A 21,362-nucleotide genomic window follows, 5' to 3' on the forward strand; every position below is an offset into this window, starting at 1 on the left:
TAAACATATCTTTTAAGCCAGCTAGTATGTCATTAGCACTAGTAAAATTTTGCTCCTTTATATATTCTCTCAATAATTCTTTCGACACAGTACTCATAAAAAAACTCCTTCTTGTAATAATTTGTTATTTCAATTATTGCCAAGAAGGAGTTGATTTTATTCAGTTTACACAAAATTTTTTACAGAGCCGGATTTCCTTTTATTTTGAATTAATAAAGAATACATATAAAAGTAAACTTTTATTAATAATCTACATATTGCTAAATTTTTTTCTAAACAAAGAAGGAGTGTATCCAGTATTCTTTTTAAAAATATTTATAAAATAACTGAGATTGTTAAAACCAACATCCATTGAGATTTCCAATACTTTTTTAGTGCTATTTAAAAGCATATCTTGAGCTTTTGTTGTTCTATAATAGTTTAGATAGTCAACAGGAGTTTTAAAAGTAATTGATTTGAATACTCTGCAAAAGTGGCCTTCACTCATATTAAGTTCTGATGAAAGCTCTTTTATTGTAAGTTGCTTGCTATAGTTAATGTGAATGTAATCAAGTATATGTTTAATGCTGTCTAATTTATCATTAGTATTATGATTTAACATGTCACTTGTATCTTTATATGTAACCAGAAGCATTATTTTTGAAAATAGCATATATAAATATGACTTTGCCATTAATTCAAAATTATCGTCTTTAGAATATAAAGTGTTTATAAGGTCTGCTAAAAAATTCTTTATAGCTATTTCATTATTGTTAGTACAAGTTAAATGGTGAGGAAGTATTAATTGACTATTTATAAGTGGGTTTATGAATTTTATTTGAATTGCATCGCTACTTTTACTGCTTAGCATTTCGCTATTAAATATTATGGATTTGCAAAGGCAGCTATTTTCAGAATCTAAGCAATAAGCAGAATGAAGTTCTCTGCTACCGACAATAATTATGTCACCTTCATTAACCTCATAGGAACAATTTTCTATTTGAAATATTGCTCTGCCTGAAGTGATTAAAATAAATTCTATTTCATCATGCCAATGACAATTGAGCATACTTGTTTTTGAACCAACATTTATGCTTTGACTATATACTGGAAACATTGAATCTCCAGAATGAGTAGTTTCTTTTAATATATTTTTATCCATATCTAATACCTCTCAGCATATTTCTTGAAAGTTAATTATAACTAGATTTCTATGTATAAAAAGTTAATCGCATTTAATTAATATCAAAATAGTGATATTATTTGCTGAAATAATGCAAGTTTATGTTTATAAAAATCATTATACTGATATTAAAGAAATTATTCAAACAATAAATGTAAATGATTAAGCTACGTTTAACCAAGGTAGATTTAAAGGATTTCTTTAGGAGGAATAAATAAGATGGAATTTAATATAACAGATGAAATGTACAAAAAATCTTTAGTAAGCAAAGGTGATGTAAGCAGAATATTAAAATTAATTGATAAAGCAGAAAAAGGTGAGGATATTACAATTGTATTTTTAGGAGGGTCTATAACCCAAGGTTGTCATTCAACTGTTTATGAAAAATGTTATGTAGAATTAACATATAATTGGTTTAAAGAAAAATTTAAAAATGCAAATGTAAAACATATAAATGCAGGAGTAGGAGCAACAGGATCATTAATAGGAGTTCATAGAGCTGAAAACCAGGTTATAAGTGAAAATCCTGATATAGTATTTGTTGATGCAGCTGTAAATGATGATGAAGATTATTCGTGTAAAGTGGCATATGAAAGTTTAATAAGAAAATTACTAAATAGCAAAAGTAAGCCTGCAGTAATAGAAGTGTTTATGACACTGGATACAGGATTTAATGTGCAAGAACAACAGGTACAAATAGGGGAAAGATACAATGTGCCTATGATAAGTTTTAGAGATACTGTTAAAGTTGAAGTTGATAAAAATAAAATTAAATTTTTCGATATATTAACAGATGAAGTACACCCTAATGATATTGGACATTATATAATATCTCAATTGCTAATAAATTTAATAGAAGATGTGTATAAAAATGACTACATAAAAGGAAAAGATATAAAAATTAGCGATAATATTTTAGAAATTCCATGTGTATTTGGGGACAGATATATAAATGGAATTATATTAAATAATTTAAAAATCACGCCAAAAGTAATTAAAGGTTTCAAAAATTATGATGAAGGATTTCAAGTTTTCCAAAATGGTTGGATCTTTAATGAAGGAGAAAACAAAGATGGTAAGCTTACTTTTGAATTAGATGCAAAAAATATTGTTTTGTTATATAAAAAAAGCGTATCAGAAAGCGCTGGGAAAATTCGAATAATAGTAAATGATAAAGATAAAGTATTGTTAAATACTTACTTTAAAGATGGTTGGGGAGATTATTCAGCAACAGAAATTTTAGAATTAAGTGATGAAACTAAAAAATATAAAATAGAAATAGAAGTAGTTAAGGAAAATGCATTAAAGGAAATAACTATACTAGGAATTTTAGTATCATAAAAGCTTATAAAAGCAGAATGATTATTGGTATTGAAATTAATAAATTATTATTAAATGAACTGTAGAAAAAAGAAAAAACTGTATCATAACAGTGATTTTATTTTTTCTACAGTTCATTTTTGTTTAGAAAATGGCAGTGAAATATATGATATTACTTTACAGAAAAAATATATATACAAAAATAAAGATTTATAAGCATTAATTCAGATTATTATTATAATTAATTGAAAAATGAAAATGTATACATTAACATAAAACTGTAAGGTTAAAGCTTAGGAATAAGTGTAGAATTTAATTCCAATTTTTAATAAACACATTATTTATAGTTTAAAAAAGGGCAAAGAAATAAGGAGGTAACTACAAATGGATAAAGTAAAAATTTTAAGCAATGGTGCTAAAAATATTCCATGGGAAGATAGACCAGAAGATTCTAGTGAGTTGGTTTGGAGACATAGCAAAAATCCAATAATAGGATGGAATCCAACACAAAATACTGCAAGAGTATATAACAGTGCTGTAATTCCATATGAAGGAGAATTTATAGGAGTATTTAGAGCAGACCATAAAGATGGAAAAGCAAGAATTCACCTTGGACGCAGTATTGATGGACTTAAATGGGAAATAGAAGATGAAGAAATTCATTGGAAGGATGAAGAGGGAAATGACTATCAACCAAATTATTCATATGATCCAAGATTGGTAAAGATAGAAGATACTTATTATATAATTTGGTGTACAGATTTTTGTGGAGCAGCATTAGGTCTTGGATGTACAAAAGATTTTAAAGAATTTATAAGACTTGATAATCCATATATACCGTTTAATAGAAATGGAGTGTTATTCCCAAGAAAAATAAATGATAGATATATGCTTCTTAGCAGGCCATCAGATAGTGGACATACACCTTTTGGTGATATTTTCTTAAGTGAAAGTCCAGATTTAACATATTGGGGAAAACATAAAAGGGTAATGGCAAGTGGAGCATCTGGTTGGTGGCAAGGCGTAAAGATAGGTGCTGGAGCTGTGCCAATAGAAACTTCAGAGGGATGGTTATTACTCTATCATGGTGTTTCAACAACTTGTAATGGATTTGTATATTCAATGGGAGCAGCTATATTAGATATAGATAAACCTTCTAAAGTACTGTATAGATGTAAGGATTATATTTTAACTCCAGAAAAGAATTATGAAACAACAGGATTTGTACCTAATGTTGTATTTCCATGCGCTACATTACATGATGAGGAGACAGGAAGAATAGCTATTTATTATGGTGCTGCTGATACTTATTTAGCTGTAGCATATACCAAAGTAGAAGAATTAGTTGAATATATTAAAAATAATTCCATATTGGGAAATGGAGATGCAGAAGAATTAAAATAGATTAGAGATGTTCTTACAAAGTTTGCTTGAAATAATTTCTATATAAATAATAAGGCACTATAAAATTATGGGGGGAAAAAAATGAGAAAATCAAAGTTATCAAAAATCTTAATAATGAGTATGGCTTTAACAATGACTATGACATCATTTATTGCATGTGGAAGCAAAAATAATTCAACAAAAGAAGTAACATCAAAAAGTGTGGAAGATAGTGTTACAAAAGTGGATACTAAATTAAAAAATGCAAAATTAGATGGTGAGAAGGCAAGCTTTGATGGTACTGTTCTTACTACAGTATTATCATTTACACCACCGCCAGCTGGCCATGGTAATCCAGCTGTAAATGGAGGTCCAGATTGGTCAATGGAACCAATTATTTATGATTATTTATGTGATTATAGTTCACAACCTGAAAAGGTATTCAAACCTTCATTGCTAGATAAGTATGAATTTAAGGATAAAGTTTTAACTTTAACTTTAAAAAAGGATTTAAAGTGGAGTGATGGGTCTCCATTAAATGCTGATGATTTAATATGTAATACATTTATGGATATGACAGTAAATAAAGTTGCATATTATGCTGATAGTGTAATTAAAAAAGATGATGTAACTGTAGAAATTAAATATAAAAGAGATGCAAATTTATTATTAGATTATATTTTAAAATCAGCAGTTAAATATCCTGCATCAGAATATGGAAAATGGGCAAATTCATTTAAAACAGCTTTTGAAAATAACAGACAATTAGATGACAATGGAAATTATAAATTTACTAAGGACGGAGATAAGATTGTAAGTGATGCTACAACTGAAATGAATAAATATCTTCCAGATATAATGTCAATTAAGTGTTCAGGAGCATATGTTCCTAGCAAGGTAACAGCATCTGAAACTATATTAGAAAGAAATAAATATTTCAGAAATAAACTTCCAATTGAAAAGATTAGAGGGGTAAGAGCAACAAGTACAGAATCTACTGCAGTTTCTATTATGAATAAAGAATATGATTTAGAAGGTGTAGGTTTATCACCAGATATGGCTCAAAAGGTTGCTGAAAATAATAAGGATACAATTAGGCAAATGGTGGTTCCAGAGTACAGTTCTCTTGGATTTTGCAATAATATTAATAAATATCCTACAAGCGATTTAAATGTAAGAAAAGCTATTGCTTATATTGTTAATAAAGCACAACTTGCACCAGTATCTGAACCAGGAATGAGACTTGGAGATGAATATGGGGTTGGGTTACCACCTTCAGTTAGAGATAAATATTTATCAAAAGATTTCCTTAAGACTTTAGATAATTATACTATGAATTTGGATAAAGCTAAAGAATTGCTTAAAAAAGCTGGTTGGTCAGAAAAAAGTGGAAAGTGGGTTGATTCAAAGGGTGAATCACCTGAAATAAAAATAGCAGGTGTTGGTGAATACCCAGCTCATGTGGTTATGGGTGAAGCGGCAGCTAATGAGTTAAAAGAGTTTGGATTAAATGCTACATTTACTCCAAAAGAGGCAGCTGCATATAATGATTATTCTATATCAGGTGATGCACATATGGTTGTAGATGGTTTTGGAAGTCCTACGAATACACAACATCCATACGAAGCATATGATGGAATATGGTGGTATGGTAAGAAAATGAATATACAATTCCCTAAGACAGGTGGATTAGTATTTAAAGATGAAGTAACAGGAGAAGATTTTAACTATAGCCAAAAACAAATGGATTTATTCAATGCTGCTAGTGATAAAGATATTTCAAAAGTAACAGAAGAATTTGCAAAATTCTTTAATGATAATATGTGGTTTTTACCAATTAGCGAAAAATACTATGTATATAGAATTCATAATCCAAAGCTTTCTATGCCAGTAGCTCCAACAGGACAAGAATTGAAAGATTTCTACTGGTCAGGAACTACGTCAGCTGTTTTAGGAAAGGCTTTAAGATCAGGAGAGTTATATTATATCAAATAATTAAAAAGTTTTATATTCTCAAAGGGTATACCCTTTGAGAATATATTTATTACGAACAATAAGGAGGAAAGGAAGATGAAAAAATTAATTACCTGCTTAGTAACTATGCTAACATCGTTGCTGTTGGTGTTTTTTGTAATACAAGCTATGCCAGGGGATCCAGTTAATACATTAGCACAAGAATATATGAAAACTAATCAATTACCATATGACCAAGCACTTAGCAAAGCAAAACTTGCACTTAATTATGACCCGGATGTTCCTGTAGTACAAAGATTCATCACATATGTAAAAAATATTTCTACAGGAAATTTAGGGCAATCTATGTCCTATAAGGGTGAAGTATCTACGATAGTTTTAGGTGCATTACCTTGGACACTGCTAGTTTGTTCAATTTCATTGCTGCTTTCTTTTACAGTTGGTGTCATACTGGGAATTTATGTAGCTTGGAAAAGAAGTAATATTTTAGATGGTGCTATAACTGCATATCAAGCCATATTTGGAGCTATTCCAGATTATATAGTAGCATACCTTTTAATATTATTATTTTCAGTTGGATTAGGTTTATTTCCTTCAAAAGGAGCATATAATTCAGATATTACTGTGGGATTTAATATAAAATTTATTTTAGACGTTTTATATCATGCAGCCTTGCCGATTATTGCATATTTTGTTACAACACTTGCAGGATGGATTATGGGAATGAAAGCCAGTTGTATGTCAGTACTTGGAGAAGACTATATTAATTATGCTAAAGCAAGAGGTCTTTCCAATAAACGTATAGTACTTAGTTACTTGGGAAGAAATGCAGTGTTGCCAATGGTTACAAGTGTTGCCATTTCTTTTGGGATGATGTTTGGAGGTTCTCCACTAATTGAAAACTTATTTGTGTATCCAGGAGTTGGATATTATTTAACTACAGCAATATCAAGAAGAGACTATCCATTAATGCAAGGAATGTTTTTAATGATAATAGTTATGGTTTTATTATCAGGGTTGATTGCTGAATTTTTATATACAAAATTGAATCCAAGATTAAAGGAGTAATAGAATATGATAAGTGGAATTAAACCCAATAAAAGACTTGTGGCTAGTTATAGTAAGGAAGGTAGTTTTTTAAACTCCTGCAGAGAGTTTTTTCAAGTAATATGGAAAAATAAAATGGCTAGAGTTGGCTTTATAATATTAATTTTCTTTTTAATATTAGCTATTATTGGTCCAATTATCGTAAAAGCACCTTCTTCTAATTATTTGGAAAGATTGCAAGGTCCATCAATAGATCATTTATTAGGTACCGATTATGCAGGAAGAGATATATTAGCTCAATTTGTAACAGGATCAAGAGCAGTGTTGCTGGTTGCTTTTTATGCAGCATTATTTGCAATAGTATTTGCTTGTGCTATAGGAATTTTTTCTGGACTTGTTGGTGGTAAAACAGATGAAGTATTGATGATGATTACTAATGTAGTATTAACTATGCCGAGTTTTCCTGTAACTATGGTTCTTTCAATGGTTATAAATGTCGATAATGATGTGTTATTTGGATTGGTATTAAGCCTATGGTCATGGGCAGGATTAGCTAAAGCCATTAGATCTCAAGTTCTTGTCATTAGGCACAAAGATTTTATTGAAGCTAGTAAAATAATGGGCATTAGTAATTTTAATATAATCCTAAAGGATATTGTTCCTAATATAACTTCATTTATAGCAATAAATTTTATAGCTATTATGAAGGGAGCAATAATAACATCTGTAGGACTTATGGTATTAGGATTAGTCCCATTTCAAGGTAGCCATTGGGGAATGATGATGCAAATGGCCATGTCTCAATCAGCTGTTTTATATGGTGGAGTTGGACCAATAGTTTATTTCTTAACACCAATAATGGGAATATTATTTTTTCAATTAGGCTGTTATTTATTTGCTAATGGTTTAGATGAAGCTATGAATCCAAGATTGCGTAAATAGGGAGGTTAAAGAATGGAGCCGTTAATTGAAGTAAAAAACTTAACAATTGATTTTATGCTTAATAAAAAGAAATTAAGAGCTTGTGATAATGTTTCATTCACCATATATAAAAGTGAAATTGTTGGAATAATAGGAGAAAGTGGCAGTGGAAAGTCAACAATGGCCTATGGTATTTTAAATCTGGTACAAGCACCTGGTAAAATATCTTCTGGAGAAGTTTATTATTACACAGAAAATAATGAAAAAATTAATTTATTAGATTTAAATCAAAATCAATTTAACAATTATAGATGGAGCGAGATTGCTACAGTATTTCAGGCTGCACAAAATGCATTAAATCCTGTTCTTAGAATTAGAGAGCATTTTATAGAAACTGTATATGCTCATACTAATAAAATGCCTGTTGATGAAATAATGGAAAAGGCAGGAAAGGTTCTAGAGTACGTAAGATTGGATAAAGGAGTACTAGAGTATTACCCCCATCAGTTAAGTGGAGGTATGAAACAAAGAGTCCTTATAGCATTAAGTCTTATTTTAGATCCTAAAGTAATAATTCTTGATGAGCCAACCACCGCGTTAGATGTTATAACTCAGTGGTACATAATGGATTTGTTAAAGCAGATTCATGACGAATTAGGAGTAACACTAGTTTTTTTAACTCATGATATTTCAGTGATTTCTGGAATTATTGATAGAATTGCAGTAATGTATGCAGGAGAAATTGTTGAATATGGAGAAGTGGAAGATGTATTTGATGAACCATCCCATCCTTATACAAAAGGCTTGCTTAACGCAATTCCAACCTTACACGATGATATAACTAAGCGAAAAGCAATACCTGGGTCACCTCCAAACCTTATTCAAGAGTTTAAAGAATGCAAATTTTCAGCACGTTGTTACATGTACTTAGAAGATAGATGTGAAGGTAATAAAGAAAAGACAGAGACATTATACGAAGTTAATGAAAATAAATGTACTAGATGCTATAAGTATACAGACTTTATAACTAAAGAAGCAGTGAAAGAGGGTGCATAAAATGAGCTTACTAAAAATAGATAATACTAGTATGTATTTTGATAATAGAGTAAATAAAAAAGAAAAAGTATGTGTTTTATCAGAAGTAGATTTAGAGGTTCAAGAGGGAGAGATAATAGCAGTTGTTGGAGAAAGTGGATGTGGGAAAACAACTCTAGGAAAAATGATAGTTGGACTTAATAAACCTACGAAAGGAAAGATAGTATATAGAGGAAAAGATATAGCAAAATTAAGAGGGGGAGAGTATAAGGATTATAGATTAGGAGTACAAATGGTTCATCAAGATTCTTTTGCAGCATTAAATCCAAATAGAACAATATTTCAATCATTATCAATGCCTTTATTACAACATAAGATAGCTAAAAATAAAGAGGAAGCAGAAAAAATATTAAGTGAATATTTTGAAGAAGTTGGATTAGTTCCTCAAGAACAATTTTTATATAAGTATCCACATCAATTAAGTGGTGGACAAAGACAGAGAATATTGCTTGCAAGAGCTTTATCTGTAAAGCCTAAATTAATAGTAGCAGATGAACCTGTATCTATGGTTGATGTATCACTTAGAATTTCCTTAATAGATTTAATGACTAAGATGAATAAGAAATATAATATTTCATTTATATATATAACCCATGACTTGGCAACTGCAAGATATATTGCTAAAAACGGAAGAGTTGTAGTAATGTATTTGGGAAGAATTGTAGAATTAAATTCTATTTATGATGCAATAGATAATCCAAAACATCCATACTTTCATGCACTTTTAGCAGCAGTTCCAGAAAGTATAGGAAAAAGAAGAAGCAGTGGATCTAGTGGACTACCTTTAAGGACATTGGATATGCCAAGCATAATTAATCCACCAACAGGATGCAAGTTTCATACAAGATGTCCTTATTATAATGAAAAATGTGAAAAAGAAGAACCAGAATTAGTAGAATATAAGGGAGGCTATGTAGCATGCCATTATCCAGAAGAAATAGAACAAAAAAGATTAGAAGGTCAGATAATTTAGAGTTAGATTCAATACTTAAATTTATTAAGTTTATACAATGTATATCCTGTGGGATGTTAGGAATATCATTAATTGGAATATTAACTATAAAAGAAAACGTTGGTGGACAGGTAGTCTATACTATGACTATTATAGTTAATTTAATCATAATTCTTGGTGGAATTATTCCAATAAAATATTTGACTAAGAAAAACGAAAGTAATTATAATGCTAAAAAAGTATAAAAATATTTATATATACAACAATATATTTAAAAAAAGCAAAAAAGTTTATAGATTTATAAAATATAAGCTTTTCTGCTTTTTAGTCATAATTAAATAACTAAAAGTAAAGAACAATCTTAGTTATTTAATTATGTAAGGAAGCGTTAAAACCATAGAAGTTCCTTTCCCTAAAATACTAAAGATTTCTAGTCCATATTCATCGCCATAATTTAATTTCAATCTTTTATTTATATTTCTTAAAGCAATGCCTTTAAAGTCATTGTTCATATCGTTAATATAATCATTTAATCTTTTTAAATTGTCTTCATCTATTCCTATACCATTATCAGATATAGTTAAGACTAGGTTATCATTTACATGAAGACCTTGAATTATTATCTTTCCATTTCCAGTACACTCGCTTAAGCCATGATAAATAGAATTTTCAATTAGGGGTTGAATTATCATCTTTATTATTTCACAATTTATAACTTCTGGAGTTATTAGATTTTCAATTTTAAAAATTTGATCAAATCTAATTTTTTGAACATAAATATAATTTTCAATAATATCTATTTCATCTTTTAATAAGACGGTATTTATCTTTCTATTCATACTATATCTTATGATAGAACCAAAATATTCAGACATGGTAGAAGTTTCTAAATCATCATTTATTTCTGCCATCATGCGAATTGATTCCAAGGTATTATAAATAAAATGTGGGTTAATCTGATTTTGTAATTGTTTAAGTTCAAGTTCTTTTTGTTCAATTTGATTTTTATAATTTATATTAATTAAATCACTTATCCTATTTTTCATTTCATTGTAAGATTTTATTAGGATTCCAATTTCATCATTTTTATTATAAGAAAATTTATAGTCTAAATTAACTTCAATATTACGTTCCATATTTGAAATTAAAGATTTTATAGGATTAAATATTCTCTTAATAAAGAATATATATATAGATACAAAAAATATTAAGAAAAATATTACTGTATTTATAAATGATATTATATACAAGCTATCAATATGGTATACATCAGCTTTTGGAATTGAATTTACCATTATCCAGTTTGTTGTAGGTATAGTGTTACAGGAGACTACAAAGGGGATATTATTATTTATATACTGTATATCAGGAATTGATGTCGCACTATGTAGTTGCTTGTATGATGGAATAAATGTACTAGAATTGTCATTAGTATTTATAATTAATTTACCGTTAGAGTCATATAAAGAAACGATTTGATCGTTAAATGGCAGATCATTTTTTAATAAATTTAGAATTTGATCTGCAGAAAAAGTAATCAGTAATATTCCATTTATCTTTTGATTTCTAATATCAATTATTTTTCTAGTAAAGCCTATTAAATGATCTGTATTTGAAGCTGTGGACTCAAATATATTATTTGCTGTTATGTTAGGAATAATTACTGTTGCATCATCAGAATCTAAAGTATTAATAAACCAATTTTCTAGAGAGGGATTCTTAAGCTTGTTATTAAGACTATTTCTTGTGGAAAATATACCTCTTCCTTTTATGTCGTATATATATGTCCCATTAATCGTATCATTTTGAATTAACATCATATCACATATATTTTTTAAATAATTAAAATCATCTATATCATAATATGTAGAAGAAGAGAGGATAGAATGAAGTTTATTTGTATCAGGAATAAGTAACGGATATTTTGATATATCAGAAATATTATTAAACTTCTCTATAATTTGTTGGCTTAGACTTATATTGAAATTTTTTAAAAGTTTTTCAGTTTTATTAAATTCATAGTTTGAATATGAATATAAATTAAAACTAGTAATTATGAAAAATATAATATACATAATTACAAAAATAAATAAAGTTAATTTTTTTATTGACATTGATTTAATAAAAAACATAAATTCACCAACCGTTATAAATCTTTTTCCATATAAAAAACACAACTTTATCATAATAGAATTATATTTTAAATATAGAAATATTATTGTATAATTCAAATATATAACAATTTTCAAATATATTCAACTTGGAGGAAAAAATGAGAATAGTAGTTGTAGATGATGATAGAATAATTAGAATTGGATTAGGAACAATACTTAAAAGATTATTTAGTCAATATGAAATTGTTTACGATTTTCCTAATGGAGCAGTAGTATTAGAATATTTGAAAAACAATGAAAGTTTTGTGGATTTAGTAATTACAGATATAAAAATGCCTGTAATGACAGGCATAGAGTTAATAGAGAAGGCTGAAAAAGAATTAAAAAATCCACCAGTATTTATAGTTTTAAGTGGGTATGATGAATTTAGTTATGTTAGAGATTCAATGAAGGCTGGGGCATTTAATTACTTATTAAAACCTATACAAAAAGATGAGTTAAGCAAGGTAATTAAAGAAGTAGAAATAAAAATAGAAAATGATAAAAAGCATCGTAAATTGTTAAGTGAGTCTAGAGAAGTGTTAAAAAAAGATTTTTTTAAAAAGATTTTATTCTTAAATAACGATATTAACAACAGAGCAGACAAGCTATTATTAAACAATATACAATTAGATGAAGATTATATTTATAAAATGATTGTAATTGAAAAGAACAAAAAAAGTGAAGGCCATACTATAGAAAAAGATTTCATAAAAAATATATTAGATAAGTATGATGGAATAGAATATTCCTCTTTTTTTTATGATAAAAATATATATTTAATTTTCTATTTTAAACGAGATAAATATGAAGAAATAGATTTGATAATTGAATATATAGAAAATGAAGCAGATATATTTATAAAAAATAATCGAAATGTCTATATATTAGAATATACAGAAACAGTATGGAAATTAAGAGAGTATGTTAAGCTTGTTAAAAAAATGAAAGAAAACTTATATTATAATAACATTTCAAAAAAATATTTTTTAAATGAATCCAATAAGTTATTAGAAACATTAAATATTGATAACAATAATTCTGATATTACAGTTATAAAATTAGCCAAAGAATATATAATTAATAATTTTAATAAAAGCATAACATTGAAAGATGTAGCAGAAGAGGTATTTTTAAGTCAAAATTATTTATCCGAATTATTTAAGAAAGAAATTGGAGAAGGATTCTATGATTTTTTGTCTAACTACAGAATAAAAAAAGCTAAAGAAATATTGTTGACGACTAATTTAAAAGTTTATGAAGTTGCGAAAAATGTAGGTTACAATGATGCTATAACCTTTGGAAGAGCCTTTAAAAAAATAACAGGAACTACTCCTAATGATTATAGAAACAATAAATACAATTCTAATAGAGGTTATGAGTGTGAGATAAGATGAGAGTGAAAAAAATAGGTATTATATTATTATTATTATTTTTATTCATGTCAATGATAGCTTTTTTATATTTTATAATTTTTAGTGGATATAGTAAATCAACACTTTATACAAGTGATAAGGAAAATGATGATATTGAGGGAAATATTACGTTTATAAGCAATAGAACTGATAAAAGAAAAGAATTGGATTCATTAATAGGGAATTTTCAAAAAATACATCCTAAAGCTAAAATAAATTTAGAGCTTATAGGAGATTCTGAAGAAATATTGAGAAGAAAAGCTGCAGTAGGTGAGTTACCAGATGTAACTTTAGTTCCAACAGCTATAAATTTTAGTGAAATAAATAATTATTTTTTACCATTAGATGATTTGGGATTTAATAAGGATAAAATATATAATTACAATTTAGGTTTAGATGGTAAAGCATATAGCTTAACAGCATCTATAACTTGGCAAGGAGTGATTTATAATAAGAAAATTTTTAAACAAGCAAATATAAAGGAATTACCTAAAACTGAAGAAGAATTTTTTGATGCATGCGATAAAATAAAAAATATAGGAGTAATCCCAATTGCTATAAACTACAGAGAAAAATGGAGCATGAATATGTGGGCTGATAGTATTCCTTATTTATTCAATCCAGATTTAGAAAAAAGCTTTGTAGTAAAATCAAAAGATATATTTAGTGAGGAAAGTTCATTTTACAAATCTTTAGAATTTGCAAGAAAAATAGTTCAAAATGGATATTGTGAAAATGATTTCTTGAATTATGATTGGCAACAATGTAAAAGTGATATGAAAAATGGGAAAATTGGAATGATTATTTTAAATTCGGATTTTATATATCAATTAGAGGATATGGGCATGCCTGAAGAGGATATTTCAATTTTTCCGATTCCAGGAAGTAAAGTTGTTACAGTTGATGGAGATAATAAATTTGCTATTAGTAAAAATACCAAATATCCTAAGCTTTCCAAGGAATTTTTGAAATATATGTTTGAAGAAGATAGATATTCAAAAGCAGTAAATGTACTATCGGCTTTAAAAAACAGTAAAGATAACATAAAAATGATTAAAAATTTAGAACAGTTTAACTTGCCTATAATATTACAGGAAGAGGTATCTAAAAGTCAGACTATTAAAGATAGTGAAATCCATGATAAGTATTATGATTTTAGAAAAATTAATGGACTAGATGGAAACTTTACTCAGAAATATGTAATAGCATCAGATGTAAAGCCTATTCAATACCAGATTAATCAAAAGTGGAAAGAATACATGAGTAAAATTAGAAATTAATTTTATGGAACCCAAATGAGTATTTTTATATATGAACATTGATTAATTTTTATATAAGAAATAGAGAATAGACACAAATATTAAGTTTATTCTTTATTTCTTTTTTTATGTAAAATTATATAAAGTAACATAAGGAATTTGCTTTAATGCTGACCTTTAATAGGAAAGTAAATTGTTAACTTAAAATACTTTAATAATACTTTATTAAAAGGTATGTTTTTGATTTAATAAAAGAATAGACAGTGTTATTGAAAAGATATATATTTAAAATAAGAAATAAATAAGGACAGCATAGTAAAAAATTATATTTTGTTAGTAAATTGTATTAATATAAGAGTTCTTATTTTATCCATTTCATTATCGGGAGGAATTAGCATGTATCCGATTAGATTTGAAATAGAACTAAACCATGAAGGTGCTGTAATCGATTTGAAAATTTAATAAAAATTATATGAGGAGAGAGATTATGAATTCGAAATTTGAAATAAAGAGCTTCAACTTTATAACTTGGAATTGGTCAAAGGATATTAATGTTGAGGAGGTTAAAAAGGAAATAGATTATCAAGTTGAAAAATGTAATGTTAATACAATAACTTTTTCTTTTGCAGCGTACCAAGAACATTGTTATTCAACAGATATTAATTGGAAAGACACTCACATGCCAAACCCACATGAATTAGAACAATTAATAAAATATGCGAAGAGTAAAAGTCTAAAAACTATAGTAAAACCAATGTTAGAGGTTAAAGATGGATATTGGAGAGCTTACATTAGATTTTTTGATGAGGATGTACCTTGTGAGCCTAAGTGGAGTGATTGGTTTAAAAGCTACTATGAGTATTTATTATCATATGGTGAATTTTGTGAAGAAAATAAAGTTGATATTATGATAATTGGATGTGAAATGGTTGGTACAGATCATAGAGAAGTAGAATGGAGAGGATTAATAAGTAAACTCAGAAAAGTATATAATGGTGCATTAACATATAACTGTGACAAATATCAAGAACACAATGTAAAGTGGTGGGATGCATTAGATTATATTTCTTCATCAGGATATTATCCTAGAGGAACTATTAAGGCTGAACTAGATAGAATTGAAAAAGTAGTTAAAAAGTATAATAAGCCTTTTTTCTTTGCTGAAGGGGGATGCCCATCAACAGAAGGTGCAGGAAAAAATCCTAATGATTGGAGACTCATAAGGGATGGAGTATCTTCAGAAGAGGAACAGTATGAATATTATAAGGAATTTTTACAAGAAACTTCAAAGAAAGAGTTTGTAGTTGGTTTTTGTTTTTGGGATTGGCCAGTAAAATCACCTAAATGTTCACAAGATAAATTAACAGGTAATTATAGTGTTAAATTTAAAAAGGCTGAGGAAATAATTAGAGAATATTATAGCAGGTAACAATGAACATTAAATGTAATAAAGGAGAAAAGTATGAAGATATCTGTTTTTTATCATCATATATTGGAAGCAGCAAAACAAGAAAAGTGCTCTGAAGAGGAAATTTTCGGCAAAATAAAAGAAGCTGGAATCACAGCAGTCGAAGTTGATAGAGATGGAATTACTGATATTGCTAAGTTTTGTGCAATTCTTAAAAGGTATGATTTCAGTGTGTCTAGTATTTATGGCTTTTATGATTTTTCTAGAAATGAGGATTTAGAAAAGTGTGAAAAGCATATTGAACTTGCAAAAGTTATAAAGGCAGATAAAATTATGATTGTTCCTGGTTTTTATAGTGATGACAACATGAATATTAGGCAAATAGAACTAAAAAATATGATTGATAGGACAAAAAAACTTTGTGAAAGCGCAGAAAAAAATAAAATTAAGGCTACTATAGAAGATTTTGACGATGAAAAAAGTCCTATTTGTTCTGTGAGTGGGATGGCAAAATTTTTAAGCGAAATTCCATCTCTTTATGTTACTTTAGATACAGGGAATTTTATTATTAAAAAAGAAGATGAACTTAGAGCATATGAAGTTTTAAAGGATAGAATTATTCATATTCACTGTAAAGATAGAATTTATGATGAAGTTGGAAGTATATGTGCTTCGCCAGTTGGAGAGGGCTTCATTAAAATGGAAGAAATTTTATATAGACTTCAGAGAAGTGGATATATTGGAAAACTTGCAATTGAGCATTTTGGCGCTGAAAATTATCTTGAATTTATGCTGAAATCTGCTAATTGGATTAATAAAAAAATAGGGGAGTTTACATTATGATAAGAGTAACTATATGGAATGAATTTATACATGAACGTGAAAGTGAAGTAATTAGAAAAATATATCCTAATGGAATACATGGGTGTATGGCAGATTTTCTTAAAGTCAAGGAGGATGTTGTTGTAAGATGTGCAACTCTTGATATGGAAGAGCATGGACTTACAGAAGAAGTTCTTAAAGATACTGATGTGCTTATTTGGTGGGGACATACTAAACATGAGGAGGTAAGTGATGAAGTAACTGAAAGAGTAAAAAATCATGTCCTTGGAGGAATGGGGCTTATTGCTCTTCATTCAGCTCATTTTAGTAAAATAATGAAAAGCCTTTTAGGTACATCAATGACATTGAAATGGCGCCATGATGACAGAGAACGCTTATGGGTCACAGCACCTTATCATCCTATTGCAGCAGGTATACCAGAAATGCTTGAAATTCCACAAGAAGAAATGTATGGAGAATTCTTCGATATACCTAAACCTGATGATGTAGTATTTACAGGATGGTTTTCAGGTGGGGAAGTATTTAGAAGTGGATGTACTTTCACAAGAGGTTATGGGAAAATATTTTATTTTCAGCCAGGTCATGAAGAATATCCAATTTATCATATGGAATATATTCAAAAAATAATTATAAATGCTGTTAGATGGTGTAATTCTGATATAAAAATACCTTTACCTATAGAATGCGAAAATCCATTTTCACTAGAAAGTAAATAGTTTAGTTAATATGAAACTTAACTTTTATAAATATAGTAGAAGTTAAGTTTTTATTGTGTAAAATCAAATGAAATTTATTGGTTTAAATACGTATAATAAATGATAAAAGTATATATTTTAAATAAAAAGATATAACATATATTGAATGATGGGGAATTGAATAGTATAATTAACCTAATAAATTATGTTAATAGCAGAAATTCTAATGTTATTTGTAAATAGATTAGGAGGAGATTTGGTTGACTTATTTAATAGGAATTGATATTGGTGGAACTAATTTAAGAGCAGCAGTTATTTCAAAAGAAGGAAATATATTAGAAACTTTCAAAACTGAAAACGAAGTACAAAAAGGAGCAGCTTATAATTTAGATAAATTAATTAATCAAATAAAAGTTCAATGGTGCAAGTATGACTTTGAAAAAGTTGGTGTAGGGGCACCAGGACCTTTAGATCTTAAAGTAGGAAAGTTATTAAATCCAGTTAATTTAAAGGGATGGGAAAATTTCAATATTAAACAGTATTTAAATGAGAAACTAAATTTACCTGTAAAAGTTAATAATGATGCAAATGTAGCTGGTCTTGCAGAAAGTTTAGTTGGATGCGCGAAAGAATGTGAATCAGTTTTTTATATTACAGTTTCTACAGGAGTTGGAGGCGCTTTAATTCTTGATAAAAAAATCATAAATGGGGCACACAGTCAAACAGCAGAAATTTATAATATGATAATAAATGAAGATCAATATAGTCACGTAGGTTTAAACAAGGGTGGATTAGAAGGTCAGTGCAGTGGTGTTCATATTGCAAGAATAGCTTCTGATGCATATGGAAAAACATTGACTACAAAAGAAGTGTTTGATTTATATGAAAAAAAAGATGAAAAAGCAGTACAAGTAATAAATAAATGGATAGATAATATTTCTATTGGAATTGCAAATATAATTGCAGTGGTGGATCCAGAAACTGTAGTTATTGGAGGCGCTGTCATGATAAATAATCCATATTTATTACCTGAAATTATTAAATGTACAAAAACAAAGGTTGCAGATCCAGCAATAGTTGACATAAGAATAGCACAAATTGGTGATAATGCAGGACTTATAGGAGCAGCAATGCTTTAAGTCAGTTAACAAGTTTACAGTTAAAAGTTATAGAGAAAAGTCTACTGGCTTTTCAAAAATAACTATATAGTTAATAAAAGTAATAATAAACATGAAAAAGTAGGAGGAGAAAAAGATGGGTATAAATTTTAAATTCCCAGAAAATTTTTGGTGGGGTTCAGCAACATCAGGTCCACAAAGTGAAGGTAGGTTTAACAAAAAGCATGATAGTGTATTTGATCATTGGTTTGATATAGAGCCAGAAGCATTTTTTGATAGAGTAGGACCTAATGTGGCATCAAATTTTTATAATAGTCATAAAGAGGATTTAGCATTAATTAAAGAGACAGGATTAAATAGCTTTAGAACATCAATTCAATGGACAAGATTGATTAAGGATTTTGAAACTGGAGAGGTAGATGAAGATGGAGTAAGATTTTACAATGAAGTAATTGATGAGTGTATTGAAAATAATCTTCTTCCAGTTATGAATTTACATCATTTTGATTTACCTGTTGAGTTATATGATAAATATGGTGGATGGGAATCTAAACATGTAGTAGATTTATATGTTATATTCGCAAAGAAGTGTTTTGAGCTATTTGGAGATAGGGTTAAAAATTGGACAACCTTTAATGAACCTATGGTTGTAGTTGAAGGAGAATATTTATATCAATTCCATTATCCTAAAATAGTTGATGGTAAAAAAGCAGTACAAGTAATGTTTAATTTGAATTTAGCATCAGCAAAAGCTGTTAAGGCCTTCAGGGAAATGGGTTGTCATAAAGATGGTGGAAAAATAGGAATAGTTCTAAACCTAACACCTGCGTACCCAAGATCAAATAGTGAAGAAGATATGTTAGCTTCTAAAATAGCTGATAGTTATTTTAATACTTCTTTCTTAGATCCAGCTGTTAAAGGGCATTTCCCAGAAATACTAGTAGAAATATTAGAAAAAGATAATGTTATTTGGGAAGCAACAAGTGAAGAAATGGAAATAATTAAGAATAATACAGTAGACTTCTTAGGAGTAAATTATTATCAACCAAGAAGAGTAAAAGCTAAGGAATCTGAGATTGACAGATCAAAGGGTTGGATGCCAGATGAATACTTTGATAATTACGAAATGCCAGGAAGAAGAATGAACCCATATAGGGGTTGGGAAATATATCCACAGTGTATGTATGATATTGCAATTAATATAAGAGACAATTATAACAACATACCTTGGTATATATCAGAAAATGGCATGGGTGTTGAAGGAGAAGAGAAGTATATAAATGCAGATGGTATTATTGAAGATGATTATAGAATAGACTTCTATAAAGAACATTTAGAATATCTTCATAAAGGAATAAGCGAGGGTTCTAATTGTTTTGGATATCATACATGGACTCCAATTGACTGTTGGTCATGGGCTAATGCGTATAAAAATAGATATGGATTTATTGCATTAGATTTAGCAACTCAAAAGAAAACTATAAAGAAATCAGGAAAATGGATTAAAGAAGTTGTTGAAAATAATGGATTTTAATATTTAGGAATGAATAATTATTAAGCTGTCTTAAAACTAATTTTAAGACAGCTAATTAGATTTTATATTAGGAGGATTTTAAATGGAAAATTTCATGGTTTTTGATATTGGGGGAAGTTCAATAAAGTGGTCTGTAATTAATCAAGGTGCTGATATATTAGAAAGTGGTAAATTATCAATACCAGATAATAAGGAAACTTTTTTTAATAATATAGGAAATACAACTAATGAAATGAAGGAAAAATTTGATATACAAGGAATAGCAATAAGTGCACCAGGTGCAGTAGATTGTGAGACAGGAATTATTGGTGGTTTAAGTGCTATTTCATATATACACGGACCAAATTTTAAAGAAATTTTAAAAGAGCTTACAGGTTTAAAGGTGGAAATTGAAAACGATGCAAATTGTGCTGCACTTGGAGAATGTTGGCTTGGTGCTGGTAAAGATAATAAAGATCTAGCTTTTGTCGTTTGTGGATCAGGTATAGGCGGAGCTATAGTTAAAGATAAAAAAATTCATAGTGGAGTTCATAAGCATGGTGGAGAGTTTGGTTATTGTTTTATAAACTGTGAACTCGATGGAGAACCTAAATTTTCAAGCTGGAGTAAATCTGGTTCCACAATGGCACTAGCTAATAAGGTGGCAGAATTAAAGGGGTTAAAAGAAGGAAGTATTGATGGAATTGAGGTCTTTGAATTATGCAAAAAAGGTGATAAAATAGCTATTCAAGAAGTAAATAAGTATTATATTATTATGGCAATCGGAATATATAATATTCAATATACCTATGACCCAGAAGTTATTGTTTTAGGTGGAGCAATAAGTGAAAGGTCTGAATATGTTGACGAAATAAATGAAAGACTTGATTTGCTTATGAATAATGAATCAGGTGGGAAAATAAAGCCAGTTATAAAAAAATGTGAATTTGGAAATGATGCTAATAAGTTAGGTGCATTATATAATTATCTCCAAAGACAATCATATCTAGGATAGATTTTATGATAAATGGTAACAAATTTAAAAATTATTCATCATAAAAATCAATAAGAGATTAAATTATAGAAATAAAGAACAGGTATTTA

18 protein-coding genes are annotated in these 21,362 nt (G+C 28.3%); 16 read left to right on the top strand and 2 right to left on the bottom strand.

The window, feature by feature from the left end; translation table 11 throughout:
* Positions 1-250: 250 nt before the first annotated feature.
* On the bottom strand, positions 251-1,141 hold the full coding sequence (locus GXK56_RS21495; protein WP_160691279.1) for an AraC family transcriptional regulator: 891 nt from the start codon (positions 1,139-1,141) through the stop codon (positions 251-253).
* Between the two features lie 240 nt (positions 1,142-1,381).
* On the opposite strand from GXK56_RS21495, the gene GXK56_RS21500 reads away from it, so the two are divergent.
* From GXK56_RS21500 to GXK56_RS21535, 8 genes are all read left to right on the top strand, one after another.
* On the top strand, positions 1,382-2,503 hold the full coding sequence (locus GXK56_RS21500) for an SGNH/GDSL hydrolase family protein (RefSeq protein WP_160691281.1): 1,122 nt from the start codon (positions 1,382-1,384) through the stop codon (positions 2,501-2,503).
* 363 nt (positions 2,504-2,866) lie between these two features.
* Positions 2,867-3,886 carry a glycoside hydrolase family 130 protein gene (locus GXK56_RS21505; protein WP_160691283.1) on the top strand — a complete coding sequence of 340 codons (1,020 nt, stop codon included), beginning with the start codon at positions 2,867-2,869 and terminating at the stop codon, positions 3,884-3,886.
* Between the two features lie 81 nt (positions 3,887-3,967).
* The gene (locus tag GXK56_RS21510) at positions 3,968-5,860 is read left to right on the top strand and encodes an ABC transporter substrate-binding protein (RefSeq protein ID WP_160691285.1); all 1,893 of its coding nucleotides are present in this window, start codon (positions 3,968-3,970) and stop codon (positions 5,858-5,860) included.
* Between the two features lie 75 nt (positions 5,861-5,935).
* Positions 5,936-6,907, top strand: a complete 972-nt coding sequence (locus GXK56_RS21515; protein WP_160691287.1) for an ABC transporter permease — start codon at positions 5,936-5,938, stop codon at positions 6,905-6,907.
* Between the two features lie 6 nt (positions 6,908-6,913).
* Positions 6,914-7,828 carry an ABC transporter permease gene (locus GXK56_RS21520; protein WP_160691289.1) on the top strand — a complete coding sequence of 305 codons (915 nt, stop codon included), beginning with the start codon at positions 6,914-6,916 and terminating at the stop codon, positions 7,826-7,828.
* Between the two features lie 12 nt (positions 7,829-7,840).
* Positions 7,841-8,863, top strand: coding sequence for an ABC transporter ATP-binding protein (locus GXK56_RS21525; RefSeq protein ID WP_160691291.1), 1,023 nt, complete (start codon positions 7,841-7,843; stop codon positions 8,861-8,863).
* A gap of 1 nt (position 8,864) precedes the next feature.
* On the top strand, positions 8,865-9,875 hold the full coding sequence (locus GXK56_RS21530; RefSeq protein ID WP_160691293.1) for an ABC transporter ATP-binding protein: 1,011 nt from the start codon (positions 8,865-8,867) through the stop codon (positions 9,873-9,875).
* Positions 9,821-10,099, top strand: coding sequence for a hypothetical protein (locus tag GXK56_RS21535; RefSeq protein ID WP_160691295.1), 279 nt, complete (start codon positions 9,821-9,823; stop codon positions 10,097-10,099). The genes GXK56_RS21530 and GXK56_RS21535 overlap by 55 nt, the downstream gene beginning before the upstream one ends.
* Positions 10,100-10,219: 120 nt before the next feature.
* On the opposite strand, the gene GXK56_RS21540 is transcribed toward GXK56_RS21535, so the two are convergent.
* The gene (locus GXK56_RS21540) at positions 10,220-11,968 is read right to left on the bottom strand and encodes a sensor histidine kinase (RefSeq protein ID WP_243156216.1); all 1,749 of its coding nucleotides are present in this window, start codon (positions 11,966-11,968) and stop codon (positions 10,220-10,222) included.
* 158 nt (positions 11,969-12,126) lie between these two features.
* Between GXK56_RS21540 and GXK56_RS21545 the strand changes: the two genes are divergently transcribed.
* The 8 genes from GXK56_RS21545 (at position 12,127) to GXK56_RS21580 (ending at position 21,273) form a co-directional block, all read left to right on the top strand.
* Positions 12,127-13,404 carry a response regulator gene (locus tag GXK56_RS21545; RefSeq protein WP_160691297.1) on the top strand — a complete coding sequence of 426 codons (1,278 nt, stop codon included), beginning with the start codon at positions 12,127-12,129 and terminating at the stop codon, positions 13,402-13,404.
* 50 nt (positions 13,405-13,454) lie between these two features.
* Positions 13,455-14,702, top strand: coding sequence for an extracellular solute-binding protein (locus GXK56_RS21550; protein ID WP_243156217.1), 1,248 nt, complete (start codon positions 13,455-13,457; stop codon positions 14,700-14,702).
* A gap of 466 nt (positions 14,703-15,168) precedes the next feature.
* Entirely contained in the window at positions 15,169-16,110 is a 942-nt protein-coding gene (locus GXK56_RS21555) for a 1,4-beta-xylanase (RefSeq protein WP_160691301.1), read from the top strand.
* A gap of 33 nt (positions 16,111-16,143) precedes the next feature.
* A complete protein-coding gene (locus tag GXK56_RS21560) occupies positions 16,144-16,932 on the top strand; it encodes a sugar phosphate isomerase/epimerase family protein (RefSeq protein WP_160691303.1) in 789 nt (262 codons plus the stop codon).
* A complete protein-coding gene (locus GXK56_RS21565) occupies positions 16,929-17,648 on the top strand; it encodes a ThuA domain-containing protein (RefSeq protein WP_160691305.1) in 720 nt (239 codons plus the stop codon). Before GXK56_RS21560 ends, GXK56_RS21565 begins: the two co-directional genes overlap by 4 nt.
* A 239-nt stretch (positions 17,649-17,887) precedes the next feature.
* On the top strand, positions 17,888-18,766 hold the full coding sequence (locus GXK56_RS21570) for an ROK family protein (protein ID WP_160691307.1): 879 nt from the start codon (positions 17,888-17,890) through the stop codon (positions 18,764-18,766).
* Between the two features lie 115 nt (positions 18,767-18,881).
* Positions 18,882-20,279 carry a glycoside hydrolase family 1 protein gene (locus GXK56_RS21575; RefSeq protein ID WP_160691309.1) on the top strand — a complete coding sequence of 466 codons (1,398 nt, stop codon included), beginning with the start codon at positions 18,882-18,884 and terminating at the stop codon, positions 20,277-20,279.
* 82 nt (positions 20,280-20,361) lie between these two features.
* A complete protein-coding gene (locus GXK56_RS21580; protein ID WP_160691311.1) occupies positions 20,362-21,273 on the top strand; it encodes an ROK family protein in 912 nt (303 codons plus the stop codon).
* Positions 21,274-21,362: the final 89 nt, after the last annotated feature.

It is taken from the genome of Clostridium sp. C2-6-12 (assembly GCF_009928485.1).
Classification (GTDB): Bacteria; Bacillota; Clostridia; order Clostridiales; family Clostridiaceae; genus Clostridium.

Bases quoted from the DNA above. Each gene is read 5' to 3' on its own strand.
- GXK56_RS21555 (WP_160691301.1), top strand. From the start codon at position 15,169: ATGAATTCGAAATTTGAAATAAAGAGCTTCAACTTTATAACTTGGAAT.
- GXK56_RS21545 (WP_160691297.1), top strand. From the start codon at position 12,127: ATGAGAATAGTAGTTGTAGATGATGATAGAATAATTAGAATTGGATTA.
- GXK56_RS21495 (WP_160691279.1), bottom strand. From the start codon at position 1,141: ATGGATAAAAATATATTAAAAGAAACTACTCATTCTGGAGATTCAATG.
- GXK56_RS21575 (WP_160691309.1), top strand. From the start codon at position 18,882: ATGGGTATAAATTTTAAATTCCCAGAAAATTTTTGGTGGGGTTCAGCA.
- GXK56_RS21520 (WP_160691289.1), top strand. From the start codon at position 6,914: ATGATAAGTGGAATTAAACCCAATAAAAGACTTGTGGCTAGTTATAGT.
- GXK56_RS21560 (WP_160691303.1), top strand. From the start codon at position 16,144: ATGAAGATATCTGTTTTTTATCATCATATATTGGAAGCAGCAAAACAA.
- GXK56_RS21510 (WP_160691285.1), top strand. From the start codon at position 3,968: ATGAGAAAATCAAAGTTATCAAAAATCTTAATAATGAGTATGGCTTTA.
- GXK56_RS21535 (WP_160691295.1), top strand. From the start codon at position 9,821: ATGCCATTATCCAGAAGAAATAGAACAAAAAAGATTAGAAGGTCAGAT.
- GXK56_RS21505 (WP_160691283.1), top strand. From the start codon at position 2,867: ATGGATAAAGTAAAAATTTTAAGCAATGGTGCTAAAAATATTCCATGG.
- GXK56_RS21550 (WP_243156217.1), top strand. From the start codon at position 13,455: ATGATAGCTTTTTTATATTTTATAATTTTTAGTGGATATAGTAAATCA.
- GXK56_RS21500 (WP_160691281.1), top strand. From the start codon at position 1,382: ATGGAATTTAATATAACAGATGAAATGTACAAAAAATCTTTAGTAAGC.
- GXK56_RS21525 (WP_160691291.1), top strand. From the start codon at position 7,841: ATGGAGCCGTTAATTGAAGTAAAAAACTTAACAATTGATTTTATGCTT.
- GXK56_RS21580 (WP_160691311.1), top strand. From the start codon at position 20,362: ATGGAAAATTTCATGGTTTTTGATATTGGGGGAAGTTCAATAAAGTGG.
- GXK56_RS21565 (WP_160691305.1), top strand. From the start codon at position 16,929: ATGATAAGAGTAACTATATGGAATGAATTTATACATGAACGTGAAAGT.
- GXK56_RS21540 (WP_243156216.1), bottom strand. From the start codon at position 11,968: ATGTCAATAAAAAAATTAACTTTATTTATTTTTGTAATTATGTATATT.
- GXK56_RS21515 (WP_160691287.1), top strand. From the start codon at position 5,936: ATGAAAAAATTAATTACCTGCTTAGTAACTATGCTAACATCGTTGCTG.
- GXK56_RS21530 (WP_160691293.1), top strand. From the start codon at position 8,865: ATGAGCTTACTAAAAATAGATAATACTAGTATGTATTTTGATAATAGA.